The organism is Halomonas sp. hl-4 (assembly GCF_900215475.1).
In the GTDB taxonomy this organism is placed as follows: domain Bacteria; phylum Pseudomonadota; class Gammaproteobacteria; order Pseudomonadales; family Halomonadaceae; genus Vreelandella.
On record NZ_LT907845.1, the window covers coordinates 1,472,877 to 1,489,777 of the forward strand.

The window sequence follows — 16,901 nt, forward strand, 5'->3', positions numbered from 1 at the left end:
GTCATAGCCGATCATGGAACTTTCCAATTTTAAAGTTCTTACTTTCGATGTCGTGGGCACGCTGATCGATTTCGAAACCGGTGTATTGAACGCTATCCGTCGTATTGGGGGAAGTGCCGCACAGGACCTGAGCGACGACACCATTTTCGAGGCCTACAAGCGCGGACGGGACCGTTACCCCGGCCGCTCGAGTAGTGCCATGGCGGATGTTTACCGCTCATTGGCTGAAGAGTTGCAGCTGCCATCCGATGTGGTTTCGGCCGATACTTTTCAGTTAGCGGTGCTGCGCTGGCCCGCTTTCGAGGATTCAGTAGCGGCACTGAAACGCCTGCGCAAGCACTATCGATTGGTCGCGATGACCAATGCTGACCGCACTGCGTTCACCTGCTATTCGCATATCCTCGATGATCCGTTCGACGACAGCGTGACCTGCGACGAGACCGGTGTGGCTAAGCCCAACCCTCAATTCTTTGCCTACAACCGTGGTCGTCAGGCGGCCCATGGCTATAAGGCTTCGGAAATACTGCATGTCGCCCAGAGCCAATACCATGACATCGGCATTGCCAAGGAGCTGGGTTACACCACTTGTTGGATAGAGCGGCGCCAGGGCCAGCAGGGGTTTGGCGGCACACCGGAACCCGCAGAGGTAACCACACCTGATTTCCATTTCCCTACGCTGAAGGCGTTGGCTGACGCCGTAGAGAGGGTGTGACATGAGTGGGCCGCAGCCAGTACCCCCGATTGCTTCACTTTGGCGTGACACGGCGACTACCGCCGCGAATTTTGCGTGTCTTACCCACGACAAAACCGTTGATGTCGCCATCATCGGGGGCGGTTATACGGGATTGGCAGCGGCCCACCGGTTAGCAGAAAGGGGCGTCCAGGCGATTGTGGTGGATGCCAACCCCATTGGCTGGGGGGCAAGCGGGCGCAATGGCGGCGTGGTGTCGGCGAAATTCCGGCTATCTTTTCCCAGCATCGCCCACGCCCATGGCATGCCGGTGGCCACTGCCATGCACCGGCTCTGCCATCAGGCGGTAGATGAGGTAGAAGCCCTGACTCAGGCGTATGGCCTGGAGAATGCCCGTTTTACACGCTGTGGCAACCTGCGCTGTGCGCATACCAGCAGAGCCCTGGACGCAATCACCGATGAAGCCAAGTGGATGCAGCGCGAAATGGGTGACGATTCACTGCGCTGCTTATCCGCTGGTGAGGTAGCCGAAGAAACCGGTTCCCACGCGTTTAAGGGTGGCGTACTGGGGGTTGGCGTGGGCACCTTGCACCCGCTTGACTATGTGCAGGGTCTGGCGGATGGGCTTAATCGACGCCATGGCGAGATGGTCTTTGAGCGCACCCCCGCCACCCATATTCGCCGCCTGGAGGATGGCATCCGTATCACGACGCCAGGCGGCGAGATCAAGGCGCGGCAGGTGATTATGGCGACCAATGCCTATTCGGACATCACGCCGGTCAGTGCTGCCATCAAGTCCCGCCTGGTTCCGTTCAGAAGCTCGATCATTGCCACTGAGCCGCTTCCAGAAGCGCTGCAGAACCGCCTGATGACCAAGGAGAGAAGCTACAGTGAAACGCGCAGAATGATGCGCTGGTTTCGCAAGGTCGATGGCCGAGTCGTATTTGGGGGACGAGGGGCGTTTGGCAAACAGGACTCCCAGGCTGCGTTCGACTCCCTCCAGAAAGCCATGGTGTCGCTTTTTCCAGAGCTCGCCGATATCGATATTGCCTATCGCTGGTCAGGGCATGTGGGCATGACGCTAGATGCCCTGCCTCATGTAGGCAGATTCGATGACCGAATGTGCTACGCCGCCGGCTATAACGGTGCCGGAGTGGCCATGTCGACTTTGCTTGGGCGGTTGGCGGCGGACTACGCCATGGGTGAAACCCCTGACGTGGCGCTGCTTGCTGCGGACAGGCTTAAGGCCGTCCCGTTTTATCCTTTACGTGAAGTCGGTATTCGACTGGTGGCAGGTTACTACCAGTTCCTTGATGCAATCGGGCGCTGATTCGGCGTCAGAAGCATTTACTCAGTTGGAGATCGCATGATGAAAGATACTAACTGCTTTAAATACTTGCTTAGTTCCTCGGTAATGGCCGTCGGTGCGCTGGGTGCCGGGCAAAGCCTGGCGGACGGCGAAATCACCTTCGTCTCCCAGGGTGGTGCTTATCAGGAAGCGCAGACAATCGCCATACTCGACCCGGTAGCCGAAGCATTGGGCATCACCATTATTCAGGAGAGCGCCCCCGACGCCTGGCCGATGATCAGAACCCAGGGCACCACCGGCCAAGCCGTATGGGATGTGGTCGACACGCCGCCGTTGAACTGTGTGCGGGGCGGCAAGCAAGAGCTGATAGAGGAGCTGGATTTCAGCCAGATTCCCAACGCTGAGTCGATGCCCGATGAGTACAAGACGCCCTACTCCGTGGCTTATGAGTTCTACTCCAGCGTGCTGGCCTACAACCCCGAGGCCTTTGATGGCAATCCACCGCAAAGCTGGCAAGATTTCTGGAATGTGGAGGAGTACCCCGGCAATCGTGCACTGCGTAATCACCCGCTAGGGACGCTGGAAGCCGCCTTGATGGCCGATGGGGTGGAGCGGGACGAGCTGTACCCGCTGGATGTTGATCGAGCCTTCGAAAAGCTGGAAGAGATCAAACCACATATTACCACCTGGTGGACGTCTGGCGGTCAGTCGGCGCAGTTGCTCAATGACGGCGAGGTGGACATGCTGATGATGTGGAATGGGCGTGTTAGTGCCATCATCAACGAAGGCGCAAGTGCTGATTTCACCTATAACGATGGTGTTCTGCAGAACACCCACCTGTGCATCATTAAAGATGCGCCCAACCAGGAAACAGCCGTCGAGTTTATCAACGCGGCTATAGACCCCGAGTATCAGGCCAACTTGCCCCTGCACATTGACTACGGGCCCGGCAACCCAGCCGCCTTCGATACTGACAAGATTCCCGATGACCGTGCCCAAGAGCTACCCAGCTTTCCCGATAACGCCGAACGTCAGGTATTGATGTCATACGAGTGGTGGGCCTCCTCTGAAGGCGAGGAAGCGGAGCGTCGTTGGCTGGAGTTCATGCAGCAATAAGTATGTCGTTGTCGTGGCCCGCCTGCGGGGTACGACAACGCTTGTCGATTTCCCGATAGGAGACATCCTTTGAAAGCGACCACCACCAACAATAATTACCCTCTCGTTAATACCCGGGATGCGTCACTTGGCTATCGGCGACGCGAGCACGCGCTGATGCTGCTTTTGATATCACCGGCCGTACTGGTGGTTTTCGTGCTGCTCCTCATCCCGCTTGGCTGGTTGATCGGTCAATCGTTTTATGCCGAAGGCTTCACACTGGAGCACTACCAGCGAATCCTCACGGAAGGTATCTACTGGAATACCTTCTGGGTCACGTTTCGCATCAGCTTTATCGTGACGCTACTGGCTCTGTTGATGGGCTACCCCATTGCCTATGCTGCCTCAATCCTACCAAGACGCTGGTCAATGCTGATTCTGGCGCTGGTAATCCTGCCATTCTGGACCAGCGTACTGGTCAGGGCCTACGCTTGGTTGATTCTGCTGCAACGCTCAGGCGTGGTTAACGAATCCCTAATGGGTGTCGGCCTTATCGACGCACCGCTCGCGCTGATTCATAACGAACTGGGCACGATCATTGCCACCGTACATATCCTGTTGCCGTTCATGGTGTTGCCGCTTTACGCCACAATGCAGAAGATTCCCAGTGATCTAATCCAGGCGGGCGCGAGTCTTGGTGGCAGCCCCCTGCACGTTTTCAGGCGGGTATTCTTCCCGCTCTCTCTGAGCGGCGTATTAGCGGGCATGACCCTCGTGTTCGTGCTGTGTCTTGGCTTCTATATCACGCCAGAACTGGTAGGTGGCGGACGCACGGTCATGGCCTCGATGTTGGTCAGCCGCAACATCCAGCTTTATAGCGACTGGGGTGCCGCCAGTGCCGTCAGCGTCGTGCTGCTGGTCTGCGTGCTGATCATTTTCTATGTGGTGAGCCGTCTCGTCCCTCTCGAGAAGATACTGGGTGCAAAATGAACAAACTATCCCTGAGCCGAATCACCTTTATTGGCTATGTGGCGCTGGTGCTGATTTTCTTGATCCTGCCATTGCTGATTGTCGTGCCCATGTCGTTCTCGGACAGTCGCTTTCTGTCCTTTCCGCCCACCAGCTTTTCGTTTCGCTGGTATGACACTTTCTTCAACAACCCCGGGTGGATGTCTGCCGCAAAGACCAGTTTGATCGTGGCGTTCTCCACGGCATTGATCGCGACCCCGATTGGCGTGGCAGCGGCCTACGCCATCAATAGCTCGTCTCACTGGCTTATGCGCTACCTGAAGATCGTACTTCTGCTGCCGTTGATCGTGCCGATCATCATCGTTGCCACCGGCGTGTTCTTCATTTACGCCTTGTCAGGCATGCTTTACACCATTCCCGGCTTGATCATGGCAGACGTGATGCTGGCGCTGCCCTATGTGATCACCGCGGTAACGGCAGGCCTGCACGGTTTTGATCAGACCCAGGAGATGGTGGCCAGAAGCCTTGGCATGAATCGCTTTCGCAGTTTCATGAGCGTCACTCTGCCGCAAATCATGCCTAGCGTGGTCACCGGCGCGATCTTTGCGTTCATTCAGGCATTGGACGAGACCATGGTGGCACTGTTCATTTCGGGTGGGCAGAACCAGCCCCTGACCGTGCGCATGTTCACTGCGCTGCGTGATGAGATTGATCCGACCATCGCCGCCATCAGCACCTTGTTGACCGCAGCTTCCTTCGCGCTGGTGTTGCTGTTGGTATTGGCACGCAAGCAGTCACCAGCATGACTACATGTGCAATTCCCGTCGTTTGCCTAATTTAAAGCAATCGGCGTAACAAAAATCTAACTTAACCCCAGCGCCTCAACCACCGCCGCCACCTTGTGGCGGTCATCGCCTTGCAGCGTGTTCAGCGGCTGGGGCAAACAAGGTTGGCTGACCTTTCCGGTGAGTTCCGCAATGGTGGCGGCAACCCGTAGGCTGCCGCCGTAGTCACGGTAGAGCGCCCATAGCGGCTCGAGTGCTTGAGAGCAGGCCATCGCTTGCTCGGTATCACCTGCCTGGGCGGCGCGGGTGAGCGCCAGTGCGATGTCCGGGTAGAGCCCGCCGATTACCGAGTACCAAGCATCGCACCCGGCGAGTAACCCGGTGGCGGCGGCCGCGTCGCCGCTAATGCCGATGGTCACGTCGCTGGGGATTAACGCCCGCAGCCCTGCCACGCGTGCCTTGGCAGCGGCAAGGTCGTTCTGCACTGGCGGAATTTTGATCGAGCGCACCTGGGGCAGCTCAGCAATGCGCCCGTGCAGCTCGTCGCTGAAATTAAAATGCGTGGTGCCGGGGTTGTCATATACGCAGAGCGGCACGCTTAGCGAACGGCAGACAGTCTCGTACAGGCTAAACACCTCCTCATCGGTGAGCGTTTGATACGACACCGGCGCCAGCAGTACGCCGCTTGCGCCTGCAAGCTGGGCGCGTTCGGCATTGGCCAATACATCGCGGGTGCGAAGCGCGCCAATGCCCACTATCACCGGCACGCCAGCGGCGCTTTCTACGCTCAGCCTGACGACCCGGGCCCGTTCTTCCTCGCTTAAATAGGCGTAGCTGCCGGTAGAGCCCAGCACGCCGATGGAATCCACCTTGGCGTCAGCCAAGCGGGCCACTAGCTGGATAAATTCATGCTCGTGAATGCCTTGTTCATCCATGGGCGTAAGCGGAAACGCGCTAAGGCCGGTCAACATGGTACATGATCCTTTTGAGGTGGCGGTTCAACTGCCCGTTATATAGCCATGCCGTAATTTAAGTAAAGGCCTGTCCACGCACGTACCGGGTGTCAGGACGTTTTCAACGCCCGCCAACCCCGTCCGAGAGATCGGGGCCGGGATGCAGGCGGTCCGGCCAGCGCAACACCATGATGGCCAGAACGTTGCGGTGTTCACCACTCTCCAGGTCCCCTCGCCCCGAGGACGACGGGATGATGCCGCTGGCCGGGTCCACCGCCGCAGCCAGCACCTCACGCACACGGCCCACCAGCGGGTGGTCTTCACGACCGGCCAGCAGGAAGACCAACGCCACCTCGGCCTGGATGTCGGCCGTACCACGGTCCAGGATGTTAGCTGTCTCACGCTCCAGCGCTTCCAGTACCCAAGCGTGCTCCTCTGGGTCCACCTCCCGCTGGTAGTAGCGGCTGTCAGCAATCACGAAGTGCGTCAGGCCATAGAGCCAGTTACGGTACTCGGCGTCGTTGAGCCCGGCGACTCGCTCGGGCGGGTAGTGGCGCCGGAAGGCTGCCTCCACTTCCCGGCGCAGGTCCATCACGCCGAGCTGGTGCAGGAAGTACGCCTGGTTGGCCACCTGGGCGGCATAGATCCCGATTACCCCGGGGTCGGTCAGAAAGGCAGTCCAGTCCACTTCGGCCAGGTAGCTCAGCGCCTGCTCGTGGTTCTCAATCGCCGGCAGCAGGCCGTAATACTCGGCCTGGACGAGCTGGAACAGCAGTTCCCGGGCGAAGGCCATCTCCCCCCACTCACCCAGCATGGCGCGTCGTGCGCGGTGCTTGGCCGTAAGCTGCGAGTAGTCGGCAACGATCGCCCGGCTGCGGTCAGCCGCGTACCCCGGCTCGGCCAGGCCGGCGATGTCCTCCTCGAGTCGCACCACTATACGCTCGCCGTAGGCATGATTGAGGGGCCGCCAGCGCTGCTCGCCCGTCAGGCGGTAAAGCCGCTGGGTAAAGTGGCGCTGCTTGTCCTCGGATAGCGTCGGCAGGGCCTGCTCGTAGACCTCCTGAATGGCAAGACCAGCCTCGCGCTGGATGTCACGCTCCCCATGCGGCTCCAGGGCGGCGCAGCCAGCCAGCAGGAGCACAACCATCAGTGAAAAGAGCTTTTCCATGCAGAATCCTTGGTGGCGTTCACTATCAATAAAGCATCATTGCACAGTCGATGAGCAATTATGTACAAGCATCCATAGCGCTGTCGGCATAAGCTAGGACGTACTTCATCGAGTCAGGTGTCATCAGGGGAGTCGGCATGAGTAACGCCAGCCGGTTTGAGTTCTTCAAAAGTCATCATGTGCCGACACTAACGGTGCTAAAAGCGGGCATTGAAGATTTCAGCTACGACCCACATGCCCATGAGGAGTATGCCTTTGGCGTGACGCTGGCCGGGCGACAGGACTTTTTCAGCGGTGGGCGGTTTCATCGCAGCCCGCCGGGCAATGTGATTTTATTCAACCCGGAGGAAGTCCACGACGGCCATTCGGGTGGCGCACAAGCGCTCGATTACCTGATGGTGTATGCCCACCCGGAACAGGTGACGCCGCTGTTCGCCGAGGCGCTTGGCCGCGAAAGCGCCGCCGGTTTCCGTTCCGATCAAACGCTGATTCAGGATGCGCCCCTGCGCCACGCCATTCTGGAACTGGCGCGTTTGGTGAGCACCCACGCCGGTAGCTGCATTGACCAGGAAAATGCGCTTTATCAGGTGGTTGAGCGAACCATTCAGCTAGGCGGCCGTGTTCAACCCAGCCGCGTCACGCAACGCCCGGATGCCCTGCTGGACCTTGCCAAGGCGTATATCCACGCCCATCTGGAAACGGATATGTCGCTGGACGACATCAGCCGGGCCGCGCATTTATCCAAGTACCATTTTTTGCGGCTGTTTCGCCAGCACTACGGCATGACGCCTCACCAGTACGTGATTAACTGCCGGATCAATGCGGCCCGCGCGGCGCTGGATCAGGGGGCGCCGCTGAATGAGGTGGCGTTGCGGTTTGGGTTTGCCGACCTTAGCCATTTTAATCGCCGCTTCAAGCGTATCTATGGCATGACGCCCCACCAATACCAGCGCGATATCACGCGTTAGCCCTACCCAACTTTGAGGTTCCAACATGTTAGCAATCATCGCCTATGCCCTGGGCGTCATGTACACCCCTGGGCCTGTGAATCTGCTCGGCCTGAATGTCGGCATCAATGGCCAGGCTAAACAGTCGGTCGGGTTTTGCCTGGGCGTGGGAATGGCAATGCTTGTTTACCTGCTGGTGTTGGGCTGGGCGGGAGCAGCCTGGATCAGCGGTAACGCCCTGATCCTGGTGAGTGCGCTGGGCTGTAGCTACATTGTGTACCTGGCCGTCAAGCTTGTCCGCGCCAACGCGGATTTGGGCGAGCCTGACCATGCTCCGCGTCTCCTGAGCTTTCGCGATGGGCTGGTGATGCAACTGCTAAACCCGAAGGCCATCGTCGCGACCCTGCCCATTGCCACCCTTCAGTTCCCGGCGGCGGGTATTCAGGGCGCAAGCCTGGTGGTCTGGGCGCTGGGGCTGTCCGCCATGGCGGCAGGTGCCCCCGGCAGCTATGTGGTCATCGGTAGCCTGGTGGGTGAGCGCATTAAAAGCACACGGGTGGTGAAGGGCTTTAACTGGCTGATGGCGGTGCTACTGGTCGCCGTGGCGATATCGATTGGTGTTGAGCATGTGTGGGTGCCGCTCGCTGCTCGAAGCTGAAACCTAAGCGCAAGGCGTGCAGGCCATACCTGTACTTTCAGCTAGTTCTGCTTCCGCTTCAGGGTGAAAGCGAACACTCATCTCTCAAGCCTTGCCCTAAGGTTAGCGAATACTTGCTCACTTGAAACCGTAGCCACTTTACCCCCCGTATATCGTCTAATCGGCTGCGGGCAACGTCGACCCATTGCTTGTCGATATCAGCCTCAGGGGAGTTGAGGCTACGCAGCAACACATCGACGACTCTTGCACGCTCTTCAACGGGTAATGATTCTGCTTCGCTGACAAGCTCTTGGATGTTCATAGTCTCACCTAATGAATGGCTCAGACTGAAGGTATCTCAACTATTATATTTTCGCCATATTAGCTCTTTTTGCTTTGTGAGGCTGTCCAATAAGATCACAGCCTATCTACCTGCAATACGCGCTCACGCTTTCCGCCAGCTCGCTCACCAAGCCGTGTACCCGCTCCACGGCTTCATCTGGCGTGTTGGAGTGCTCAATGCAGTCGACCATTGCCAAGGCTTCCAGCCGTTCCGACGTGGGGGCGCTGCCGCTGGTGTTACTGGTCTTTGTACTCTTCAAGCACCTCCTGTGCTTCTGCCTCGATAGCGTCCAGCACCTCTTCAGGCACTTGGTAGCGGAACTGCTTACGCCGGTTGTTTGAGAGGCGCCCCTCGTTACTTAGGCACATCATCACTAGACGGGCTAAATCACTTCCACGTATATCGAAATTCGCATCCACTGCTGCATATACTCGGTCAAAACAAGCAAGGTAGCGTGTTTCTGCTTTCAATTCCTCTTCCAGCGCTACTTTTGCCATTTTCAATGTAAAAGCCACGGCGTTTGTGGCATCCCAATAGCGATAGAGCGCATCGAGCCCCAGATACTCAAAATTATACTGATCGGCATCTATCCAACTTACTCGCCAATGCTCACGAGCTGGCCTTGAAAACGCTTCTAGTGCTGCTAAGTAATCAGCTTCATAACGCCTCATGGCAACCGAAATAGGCAGCAGATTATCGTGGGGGAGGCCATCCATTCGGCAGAGTGTATGGTGAATCAGAAAACGTGATATGCGCCCGTTGCCATCCATGAAGGGATGCAAAAAAACAAAACCAAAGGACAGTATCGCTGAAGCTACCAGCGCTGGCACAGCCTCAGACGAATCGCTGTCTGGGAGTTGGTTCGCCCAGGTCATCAATGCGCCCATTAATTGATTACAAAGATCCGGCGGTGGCGGTAAATAGCTGACGCCTAATGCGCCGGGCAACCCGTTATGTAGATAGTTTTGCTCATGGCGAAATGCCATTGCTTTGTCGAAAGGATTACTGATGGTGCTATTCTGCAATTCAACAAAGTATTCTTCAGTCAGCAGCTTGCGCTCGTGTGCCTGACGGAGTAGCTGCATGAAGCGCTGCTGCTTATCTTGCGACGGCGATTCTCGCTCAATGGCAAACGAAGATTGGGTTTCACTGAGATAGGCCCACTGAATTGCGCGGTCCAGCATACCGGGGGGCAACGAGGCCATGAAGGTAGCGGCTTGGGTGAGAATATCTTCTTCAAGTAGTGCAGCAATTTCTGGCGTACGCCTCACGGTTGCACAATAATCAAGTGTTCCTAGCCCGTTAAAGTCAATCCGCCAACGGCTGTCACGTACTGCAGGGCCGGTAATATAGCGTTCTGGGTCGAACAAAGGCACTGCTCGGCCACTGACGGCTATATCGAACGGCAAGCGCTTTACGAAGGCTTCATACAAAAAGCCTAATTTTCTTAAATAGATGCCGTTTGGCGAGGCTTGCAAGGCGTTTTGAAGCGCTTCTATGGGCAAATGTGGCAATGCGCCCGCCAGAATGGCGAGATCGATACCTTCGTGTTTAAGTGCGAAAAGAAGATGGTCGAGCAATGACGTTTCTGGCGCACGCCCGGCAGGTACTGCTATTTCCTTCTCCATAGACATAATGCGTGTGACTGGGCGCACCCGTGCAGGGTAAACGGGTGGACATACCCCCAGCGCCAAATGCTCGTGCAGGTACGCATAACCTACTGGCTTCATCACAAAACGCCTCAAATCAAAACATTTTATTCACTTCAACAAAGAAATGTTCAGTAATCAATAAAAATACGATTTTTTATTAACCTACTGCAACGCAAATAGAGAGCAGGCAGCTTCATGTCGCAGCTTGGAAGCTGATCAGATAAAAAAGAGCAGGCGTTCATCACCTGCTCTTTTGCACTTATTCCATCTCCACTTTTAACTGCTCACCGTCTCTTCAACCTCCCTGCACCCTCTGACGCTTTCCGCCAGATCACTGACCAAACCGTGTACTCGCTCAACGGCTTCATCAGGCGTGCTGGCCTTTTCGATACAATCAACAAGCGCAGAACCCACTACTACCGCATCGCTGTATCTACCAATGATGGCGGCCTGTTCGGCGGTGCGGATGCCGAAGCCAACGGCGATGGGCAGCTCGGTATCTTTCCGCAGTCGCGAAACCGAGCTTTCCAGCCGTTCCGGCGTGGGGGCGTTGCCGCCGGTGACGCCCGCCACGGAGACGTAGTAGATAAACCCGGAGGCGTTCGCCAGCACCCTGGGCAGGCGCTTGGCATCGGTAGTCGGGGTGGTCAGGCGTATAAAGTCGATGCCGTGTCGAAACGCGGGCTGGCAGAGTTCTTCGTCGTGTTCGGGGGGCAGGTCCACCACGATCAGGCCGTCTACCCCGGCACGGGCGGCATCGGCCAAGAAGCGCTCAACGCCGTAGCGGTAAATGGGATTGTAGTAACCCATGAGCACAATCGGCGTGGTGCTGTCCTGTTCGCGGAAGGTGCGCACCATTTCAAGCGTTTTGGCCTGGGTCTGGCCGTTGTTCAGGGCGCGTTGGGCCGCCTTTTGAATGGCGGGGCCATCGGCCATGGGATCGCTAAACGGCATGCCGAGTTCGATGATGTCCACCCCGGCGGCGGGTAGCCCGTGCAGCAAGCGGCGCGAGGTGTCGGCATCCGGGTCGCCAGCGGTGAGGTAGCTGATCAGCGCCGGGCGGTTTTGCTGTTTGAGTGTGCTAAAGCAGTGTTCGAGACGCGTGGGGTTGTGCATGGTCTGATTCACGATAGTGGTCATCGCGTTGTCCTTGATCGCGCTCATACGTTTTTCACTCCGAATTTATCGCCAAGGTGATGGGCAACGCTGGTCATGTCCTTGTCGCCACGGCCGCTCAGGTTGATCACCATCAAGTGCTCGCGAGGAAGCTGGGGCGCGCGTTTAGCGACTTCTGCCAACGCATGGGCGGTTTCCAGCGCGGGAATAATGCCTTCCTTGCGGCAGCAAATCTGGAAGGCCTCCAGCGCCTCGTCATCGGTGGCCGAGACGTACTCGACCCGCTTCTGCTCATGCAACCAGGCGTGCTCGGGCCCGATGCCGGGGTAATCCAGCCCGGCGGAGATCGAGTGAGCGTCGGTAATCTGGCCGTCTTCGTTTTGCAGCAGGTAAGTGCGATTGCCGTGCAGCACACCCGGCGTGCCACCGTTCAGGCTGGCGGCGTGCAGGCCGCTTTTGACACCCTTGCCGCCCGCTTCCACACCGATCATGTGAACGTCCGGGTCATCCAGGAACGGGTAGAACAGCCCAATGGCGTTCGAGCCGCCGCCCACGCAGGCCACCAGCGAATCCGGCAGGCGGCCGTGCTTTTCCAGCATCTGGGCGCGGGTTTCGTGGCCGATTACTGCCTGGAAGTCACGCACCATAGCCGGGTACGGGTGCGGCCCGGCCACGGTGCCGATAATGTAGAAGGTGTCGTCGACGTTGGTGACCCAGTCACGCAGCGCTTCGTTCATGGCATCCTTGAGCGTGCCGGTGCCGGAGGTGACAGGGACGATCTCCGCGCCCAGCAGCTTCATGCGGAACACGTTGGTCTGCTGGCGCTCGATGTCCGTCGTGCCCATGTAGATCACACACGGCAAACCAAACCGCGCTGCTACAGTGGCGGTGGCCACGCCGTGCATCCCCGCGCCGGTTTCGGCGATGATGCGCTTTTTGCCCATCTGCTTGGCCAGCAGCACCTGGCCGATGCAGTTGTTGATCTTGTGCGCGCCGGTGTGGTTGAGCTCTTCGCGCTTGAGATAAATGCTAGCCCCGCCAAAGTTCTCGGTCAGCCGTTCGGCGAAGTACAGCGGGCTTGGCCGCCCCACGTAGTCACCCTGAAAGTAGGCTAACTGACGCTGAAATTCGGGATCGTTCTTGGCGGTGGTGTATTCGTCTTGTAGCTCCAGAATCAGCGGCATCAGGGTTTCGGCGACGAAGCGGCCGCCAAAATTGCCAAACAGGCCGTTGGCATCGGGCAGGCTCTGGGATACGTCTATAGGTTGATTCATCACGACCTCTGAATGCGTTATCGAACAATGCAGTCAAAGTAGCGCAAGCAGGCGAGGAGAAAAATCGATAAGATGTCATCAACCTGTGAGCTGGAGTCACATATCAATGCACAATAGCCTGCCACCGCTTAGCGCCTTACGCGCCTTCGAGGCCACTGCCCGGCTGGGCAGCGTGACCGCCGCGGCCGAGGAGCTGAGCGTTACTCACGGCGCCGTCAGCCGCCAGTTAAGAAGCCTGGACGAGCATTTTGGCGTGGCACTGTTTACCAAAGCGGGCCGCGGCATTGTGCTGACGCCCCACGGCGAAAAGCTGCAAAGCGGCCTGAGCGACGCCTTTGCCCAACTGCGTGATAGTTGCGCCGCGCTCAAACGTGATGTGGAGGAAGCGCCCTTCACCCTCGCCTGCCCCGGTAGCCTGCTGGCCCGCTGGCTGATTCCCAGGCTCGACCGCCTTCACCGTGACCTGCCTGACCTCAAGCTGAAAGTGGTGGTGAGTGACACCGAGCAGCCCGGCCAACAGACGGACGCCAGTGCCACCCTAGCGTTTTCCGAGCCGCCCTGGCCCGCAGGTGTTGAGGTATTCGAGCTGATGGAGGAGCAGATATGTGCGGTGGCAAGCCCGCCGCTGGCGGCCCAGTGCGATGCAACCAAGCCCGGCTCTCTACTTTCCAATAAGCTCTTGTATACATCTTCCCGCCCCCAGGCGTGGCCACAGTGGGCCGCTGCCAAAGGGCTGGCGCTGGAACAGCTTGAGTCGGCGCTAAGCAAAGGCCAGAGGTTCGATCACCTTTACTACTTGATGGAAGCGGCAGTGGCGGGTCTGGGTATCGCCATTGCGCCACGGCTATTGGTGGAAGACGACCTGAGAAGTGGCAGGTTGGTGGCCCCCTGGGGAAGTATCCAAACCCCTGCGCGCCTCTGCCTGTGGTTGCCCAGCCAAGCCGATAGCCGCCGCAGCGAGCCACTGGCAGAGTGGCTCAAGCAGGAGTTGGAGACTGACTGCTGCTAATATGACTGCTTGATCAACGTTTATTTCGCGCAAAGGATGCGTGCTATTTGCTCACGCACCCAACGATGTGCACTGTGACCATGATTACGCTCATGCCACACCATACCGACTTTGAATCCCAGTGATTTAATGGGGGATTCAACAATTTTAAGGTCGGAACGTTGGGCAACTAAACGCCATGGCACCAGTGCCACAAAACGCGAGTGAGCAACAATCTCAGGGATGAACAGGAATGAAGATGTCGACAGAACAACATTGCGCCTATAACCCAATGTTTTTAAGACCTGATCCACCTGAGTGGAAAAATCGCCCCCGCTGAGCGAAACGATTACGTGCTCAAGCTGGACATACTCTTCAATCGTCATTTCCTCACTTAACTGTGAATGATTCCAGCATCCAACCAGCACATAGTTCTCATCATACAGCGGCCTGGTTCGTAAAACCTGGGGCGCCTCTTCAGGTGTCATGAGCGCAAGATCCACTTCACCCCGTGCCATTTGAGCTTCCAGCCTGGGTGGCTCCAGACTACGTAGGGCGATTCTAATGCCAGGTGCTTGTCGCCTAAACTCTTTCATGACCGCCAATCCCATGACCGCTTGAAGGTAATCGGTGCATGCAATCGTAATGGTCAGCGACGCTTGGGCAGGTTCAAAGTGCTGGTGCGTTATCAGTGTCTCTCGCACCTGATCCAGTGCAATACGTAGTGGGCTAAGTAACTCCAACGCTTTAGCGGTAGGCATCATCCCGCGGTGCGCCGGAATGAGCAGCGGGTCGTTGAACATATCCCTAAGGCGGCTCAGCTGAGCGCTGACGGCAGGCTGACTAAGATGCAAGCGTGCGGCGGCTCTCGTGACATTTTGCTCTTCAAGCAAAGCCTCTAAGGTCACCAACAAATTAAGATCCAGCCTTTTAGTATCCATATTTTATATAGTAGATCATAAAACTATTAATTTCATTGATAGCTTATTCTTGCCCACAATCTCTAGCGTATCCACTAAGTAAATTCGCCTGTAGGAGCATTAGAGTGTCCAAAACCATATTAATTGTGTATGCGCACCCAGAGCCCACATCATTGACCCGTCGGTTCGTAACTGAAACGGTACAAATACTGGAGCAACAAGGCCAAACCGTGCTGCAATCAGACCTATATGGCATGGGCTGGAAAGCGACGTTTGATGAGCACGATTTCCCCAACCGTATAAACATTGACCGGCTAGGCTTTATTCAAGAGTCGCAGCACGCCTATGCCACTCACCAGCAGACGCAGGATGTCGCCGCAGAGCAGGACAAGCTGCTTGCCGCCGATGCCGTCATATTCCACTTTCCTTTGTGGTGGTTTGGTATGCCCGCCATTCTCAAAGGCTGGATAGACCGGGTGTACGCCTATGGATTTGCTTACGGATACAAAGGTGAAGGCAATCGTTATCGCTATGGAGACGGTATTCTCAAAGGCAAACGAGCGTTACTGTCGGTAATGGTGGGTGGCCCAGCAGAGGACTATTCACCCAGAGGTATTAATGGCCCCTTGGAGGAATTGCTATTTCCCATCACCCACGGCGCCCTGTTTTTTCCGGGTATGGATGTACTGCCGACCCATGCCGTGTATGGCACTGGGAAACTATCTAAAGCCAGCGTAGCGAAGGAGCTAGCTGCTTGGCATCTACGCCTCGAAAATCTTTTTAATGAACCCCCTATTCCATTCAGGCGGCAAAATGGTGGGGAGTACCAGCAAAATATACTCGCTGACCATATTGCTGTGGGGAAAGAGGGACTAACCGTCCACATCGACCATTAGCCATTTTTTTAGACAGCAACACCATAAAGACAAAGCATTCATAGCTGTACGATGTTGCCAACACGTGCAGCTTTGGAATCGAGGCGAAGCCGCAGCGATAAAGCTATCGCTGTGCTTAACCTTTATAGGGGCATTTCGGTATAGTTAAAGTGAAGACTTAGTGACTATATCACCCACTCAAGCGATCGCGGTTACTGGCCACCAGCTCAGTCAGAAAATCCGCCACGGCACGGGTACGGGCTGATTGGGTGAGATCCGTCTGGATGACGAGATAGATGGGCTGATCCACGCCGATATCGGACTCGATGCAGACGAGCTCAGCCTCCAGCGCCAGAAAGTGCGGCAGCACCGCGATCCCCAGCCCCGCTTTGGCCGCTGCTAGCTGGGTCGCCAATGATGTGGTGGTCAGTGCTGGTTCACGACCTCGTAGAACCCGTTCAACCCACTGGGCGGCAGGTAAGTGCGCTTGCGTATCGCCCCAGGTGATAAAGGCATCCGTGTCGTAATCGCCTGCGTCACGATGAGCCTTGCGCTGCGCTACATAGTCGGGGCTCGCGTAAAGCCCGAAACCCAGCATACCCAAGCGTCGAAGGGTGACATTGCCCCGCTCGGGCTTAACCATTCTAAGTGCCAAATCGGCGTCGCGACGGTGCAGATTGACGGTCGTGATATCGGTCACTAGTTCAAGCGTGATGCCGGGGTACCGCGCATGAAATTGCGGCAATGCGGACAGAATCAGCGCCGTGGCCAGGTTTTCAGCGGTCGCTAAACGCACTCTGCCGCTCAGTTGCGCAGCATTGGAAACCCCGCTGGAAAAGGCCGCCGCTGCAGCCTCCAAGGCTTCGGCTTTCTCGATTAGCCCCGCTCCCTCCTCGGTAAGCTGATAGCCCGATTGCTGGCGTACAAACAGCGGCAGCTTTAAAGCGTTTTCCAGCCGTTCGATACGCCGGGAGAGCGTGGCGATGCCCAGGTTCAGCTCGGCGGCGGCACCACTCAGCGTGCCGTGACGGGCCACTGCCAGAAAGGTGCGCGTGTCGTCCCATACCCAGCCACGCGGCATGTGTTTTTCATGATCGGAAATTGGCTTACCTAATTCGTTAATTTTTTTCATTACCGGATAATGCCACGCTGTGACGGCGCCACTCAAGATCGCGTCAT

General features: G+C 57.1%; 18 protein-coding genes. 9 read left to right on the forward strand and 9 right to left on the reverse strand.

Annotation, left to right across the window (positions count from 1 at the left end; all coding sequences use genetic code 11):
• Positions 1-13 precede the first annotated feature (13 nt).
• The 5 genes from CPH17_RS07110 (at position 14) to CPH17_RS07130 (ending at position 4,870) form a co-directional block, all read left to right on the forward strand.
• Positions 14-712, forward strand: coding sequence for an HAD-IA family hydrolase (locus CPH17_RS07110; protein WP_096298818.1), 699 nt, complete (start codon positions 14-16; stop codon positions 710-712).
• 1 nt (position 713) lies between these two features.
• On the forward strand, positions 714-2,021 hold the full coding sequence (locus CPH17_RS07115; RefSeq protein ID WP_096298820.1) for an NAD(P)/FAD-dependent oxidoreductase: 1,308 nt from the start codon (positions 714-716) through the stop codon (positions 2,019-2,021).
• Positions 2,022-2,057: 36 nt separating this feature from the next.
• Positions 2,058-3,116: an ABC transporter substrate-binding protein gene (locus tag CPH17_RS07120; RefSeq protein WP_231898093.1), complete on the forward strand. Its 1,059-nt coding sequence runs from the start codon at positions 2,058-2,060 to the stop codon at positions 3,114-3,116.
• Between the two features lie 69 nt (positions 3,117-3,185).
• Entirely contained in the window at positions 3,186-4,085 is a 900-nt protein-coding gene (locus CPH17_RS07125; RefSeq protein WP_231898094.1) for an ABC transporter permease, read from the forward strand.
• The gene (locus CPH17_RS07130; RefSeq protein WP_096298823.1) at positions 4,082-4,870 is read left to right on the forward strand and encodes an ABC transporter permease; all 789 of its coding nucleotides are present in this window, start codon (positions 4,082-4,084) and stop codon (positions 4,868-4,870) included. Before CPH17_RS07125 ends, CPH17_RS07130 begins: the two co-directional genes overlap by 4 nt.
• Positions 4,871-4,926: 56 nt before the next feature.
• Here the strand turns inward: CPH17_RS07130 and CPH17_RS07135 are convergent, their stop codons facing one another.
• Together CPH17_RS07135 and CPH17_RS07140 are read right to left on the reverse strand one after the other, a co-directional pair.
• Positions 4,927-5,820 (reverse strand): dihydrodipicolinate synthase family protein, encoded by an 894-nt coding sequence (locus tag CPH17_RS07135; RefSeq protein ID WP_096298825.1) that lies wholly within the window; start codon positions 5,818-5,820, stop codon positions 4,927-4,929.
• A gap of 103 nt (positions 5,821-5,923) precedes the next feature.
• Complete coding sequence (locus CPH17_RS07140) at positions 5,924-6,970, reverse strand: DUF3541 domain-containing protein (protein WP_096298827.1); 1,047 nt, start codon at positions 6,968-6,970, stop codon at positions 5,924-5,926.
• 137 nt (positions 6,971-7,107) lie between these two features.
• On the opposite strand from CPH17_RS07140, the gene CPH17_RS07145 reads away from it, so the two are divergent.
• Together CPH17_RS07145 and CPH17_RS07150 are read left to right on the forward strand one after the other, a co-directional pair.
• Positions 7,108-7,938: a helix-turn-helix transcriptional regulator gene (locus CPH17_RS07145; protein WP_096298829.1), complete on the forward strand. Its 831-nt coding sequence runs from the start codon at positions 7,108-7,110 to the stop codon at positions 7,936-7,938.
• 25 nt (positions 7,939-7,963) lie between these two features.
• On the forward strand, positions 7,964-8,575 hold the full coding sequence (locus CPH17_RS07150; RefSeq protein WP_096298831.1) for a LysE family translocator: 612 nt from the start codon (positions 7,964-7,966) through the stop codon (positions 8,573-8,575).
• A 58-nt stretch (positions 8,576-8,633) separates the two neighbouring features.
• Here the strand turns inward: CPH17_RS07150 and CPH17_RS07155 are convergent, their stop codons facing one another.
• The 5 genes from CPH17_RS07155 to trpB form a co-directional block, all read right to left on the reverse strand.
• Complete coding sequence (locus CPH17_RS07155; RefSeq protein WP_197703519.1) at positions 8,634-8,876, reverse strand: addiction module protein; 243 nt, start codon at positions 8,874-8,876, stop codon at positions 8,634-8,636.
• Between the two features lie 106 nt (positions 8,877-8,982).
• Positions 8,983-9,156, reverse strand: a complete 174-nt coding sequence (locus tag CPH17_RS20220; RefSeq protein ID WP_231898095.1) for a hypothetical protein — start codon at positions 9,154-9,156, stop codon at positions 8,983-8,985.
• Positions 9,134-10,525 carry a Fic family protein gene (locus CPH17_RS07160; RefSeq protein ID WP_197703520.1) on the reverse strand — a complete coding sequence of 464 codons (1,392 nt, stop codon included), beginning with the start codon at positions 10,523-10,525 and terminating at the stop codon, positions 9,134-9,136. Before CPH17_RS07160 ends, CPH17_RS20220 begins: the two co-directional genes overlap by 23 nt.
• Positions 10,526-10,825: 300 nt before the next feature.
• On the reverse strand, positions 10,826-11,665 hold the full coding sequence (trpA, locus tag CPH17_RS07165) for a tryptophan synthase subunit alpha (RefSeq protein WP_096300913.1): 840 nt from the start codon (positions 11,663-11,665) through the stop codon (positions 10,826-10,828).
• Between the two features lie 44 nt (positions 11,666-11,709).
• Positions 11,710-12,939 (reverse strand): tryptophan synthase subunit beta, encoded by a 1,230-nt coding sequence (trpB, locus tag CPH17_RS07170; RefSeq protein WP_197703521.1) that lies wholly within the window; start codon positions 12,937-12,939, stop codon positions 11,710-11,712.
• Positions 12,940-13,045: 106 nt separating this feature from the next.
• Between trpB and CPH17_RS07175 the strand changes: the two genes are divergently transcribed.
• Positions 13,046-13,948, forward strand: a complete 903-nt coding sequence (locus tag CPH17_RS07175) for a LysR family transcriptional regulator (RefSeq protein ID WP_074397110.1) — start codon at positions 13,046-13,048, stop codon at positions 13,946-13,948.
• A gap of 20 nt (positions 13,949-13,968) precedes the next feature.
• Here CPH17_RS07175 and CPH17_RS07180 read toward each other — a convergent pair whose 3' ends face one another.
• The gene (locus CPH17_RS07180; protein WP_231898111.1) at positions 13,969-14,835 is read right to left on the reverse strand and encodes a LysR family transcriptional regulator; all 867 of its coding nucleotides are present in this window, start codon (positions 14,833-14,835) and stop codon (positions 13,969-13,971) included.
• A gap of 137 nt (positions 14,836-14,972) precedes the next feature.
• On the opposite strand from CPH17_RS07180, the gene CPH17_RS07185 reads away from it, so the two are divergent.
• Positions 14,973-15,743: an NAD(P)H-dependent oxidoreductase gene (locus CPH17_RS07185; RefSeq protein ID WP_074397112.1), complete on the forward strand. Its 771-nt coding sequence runs from the start codon at positions 14,973-14,975 to the stop codon at positions 15,741-15,743.
• A gap of 169 nt (positions 15,744-15,912) precedes the next feature.
• Here CPH17_RS07185 and CPH17_RS07190 read toward each other — a convergent pair whose 3' ends face one another.
• A complete protein-coding gene (locus CPH17_RS07190) occupies positions 15,913-16,854 on the reverse strand; it encodes a LysR family transcriptional regulator (RefSeq protein WP_074397113.1) in 942 nt (313 codons plus the stop codon).
• Positions 16,855-16,901 lie beyond the last annotated feature (47 nt).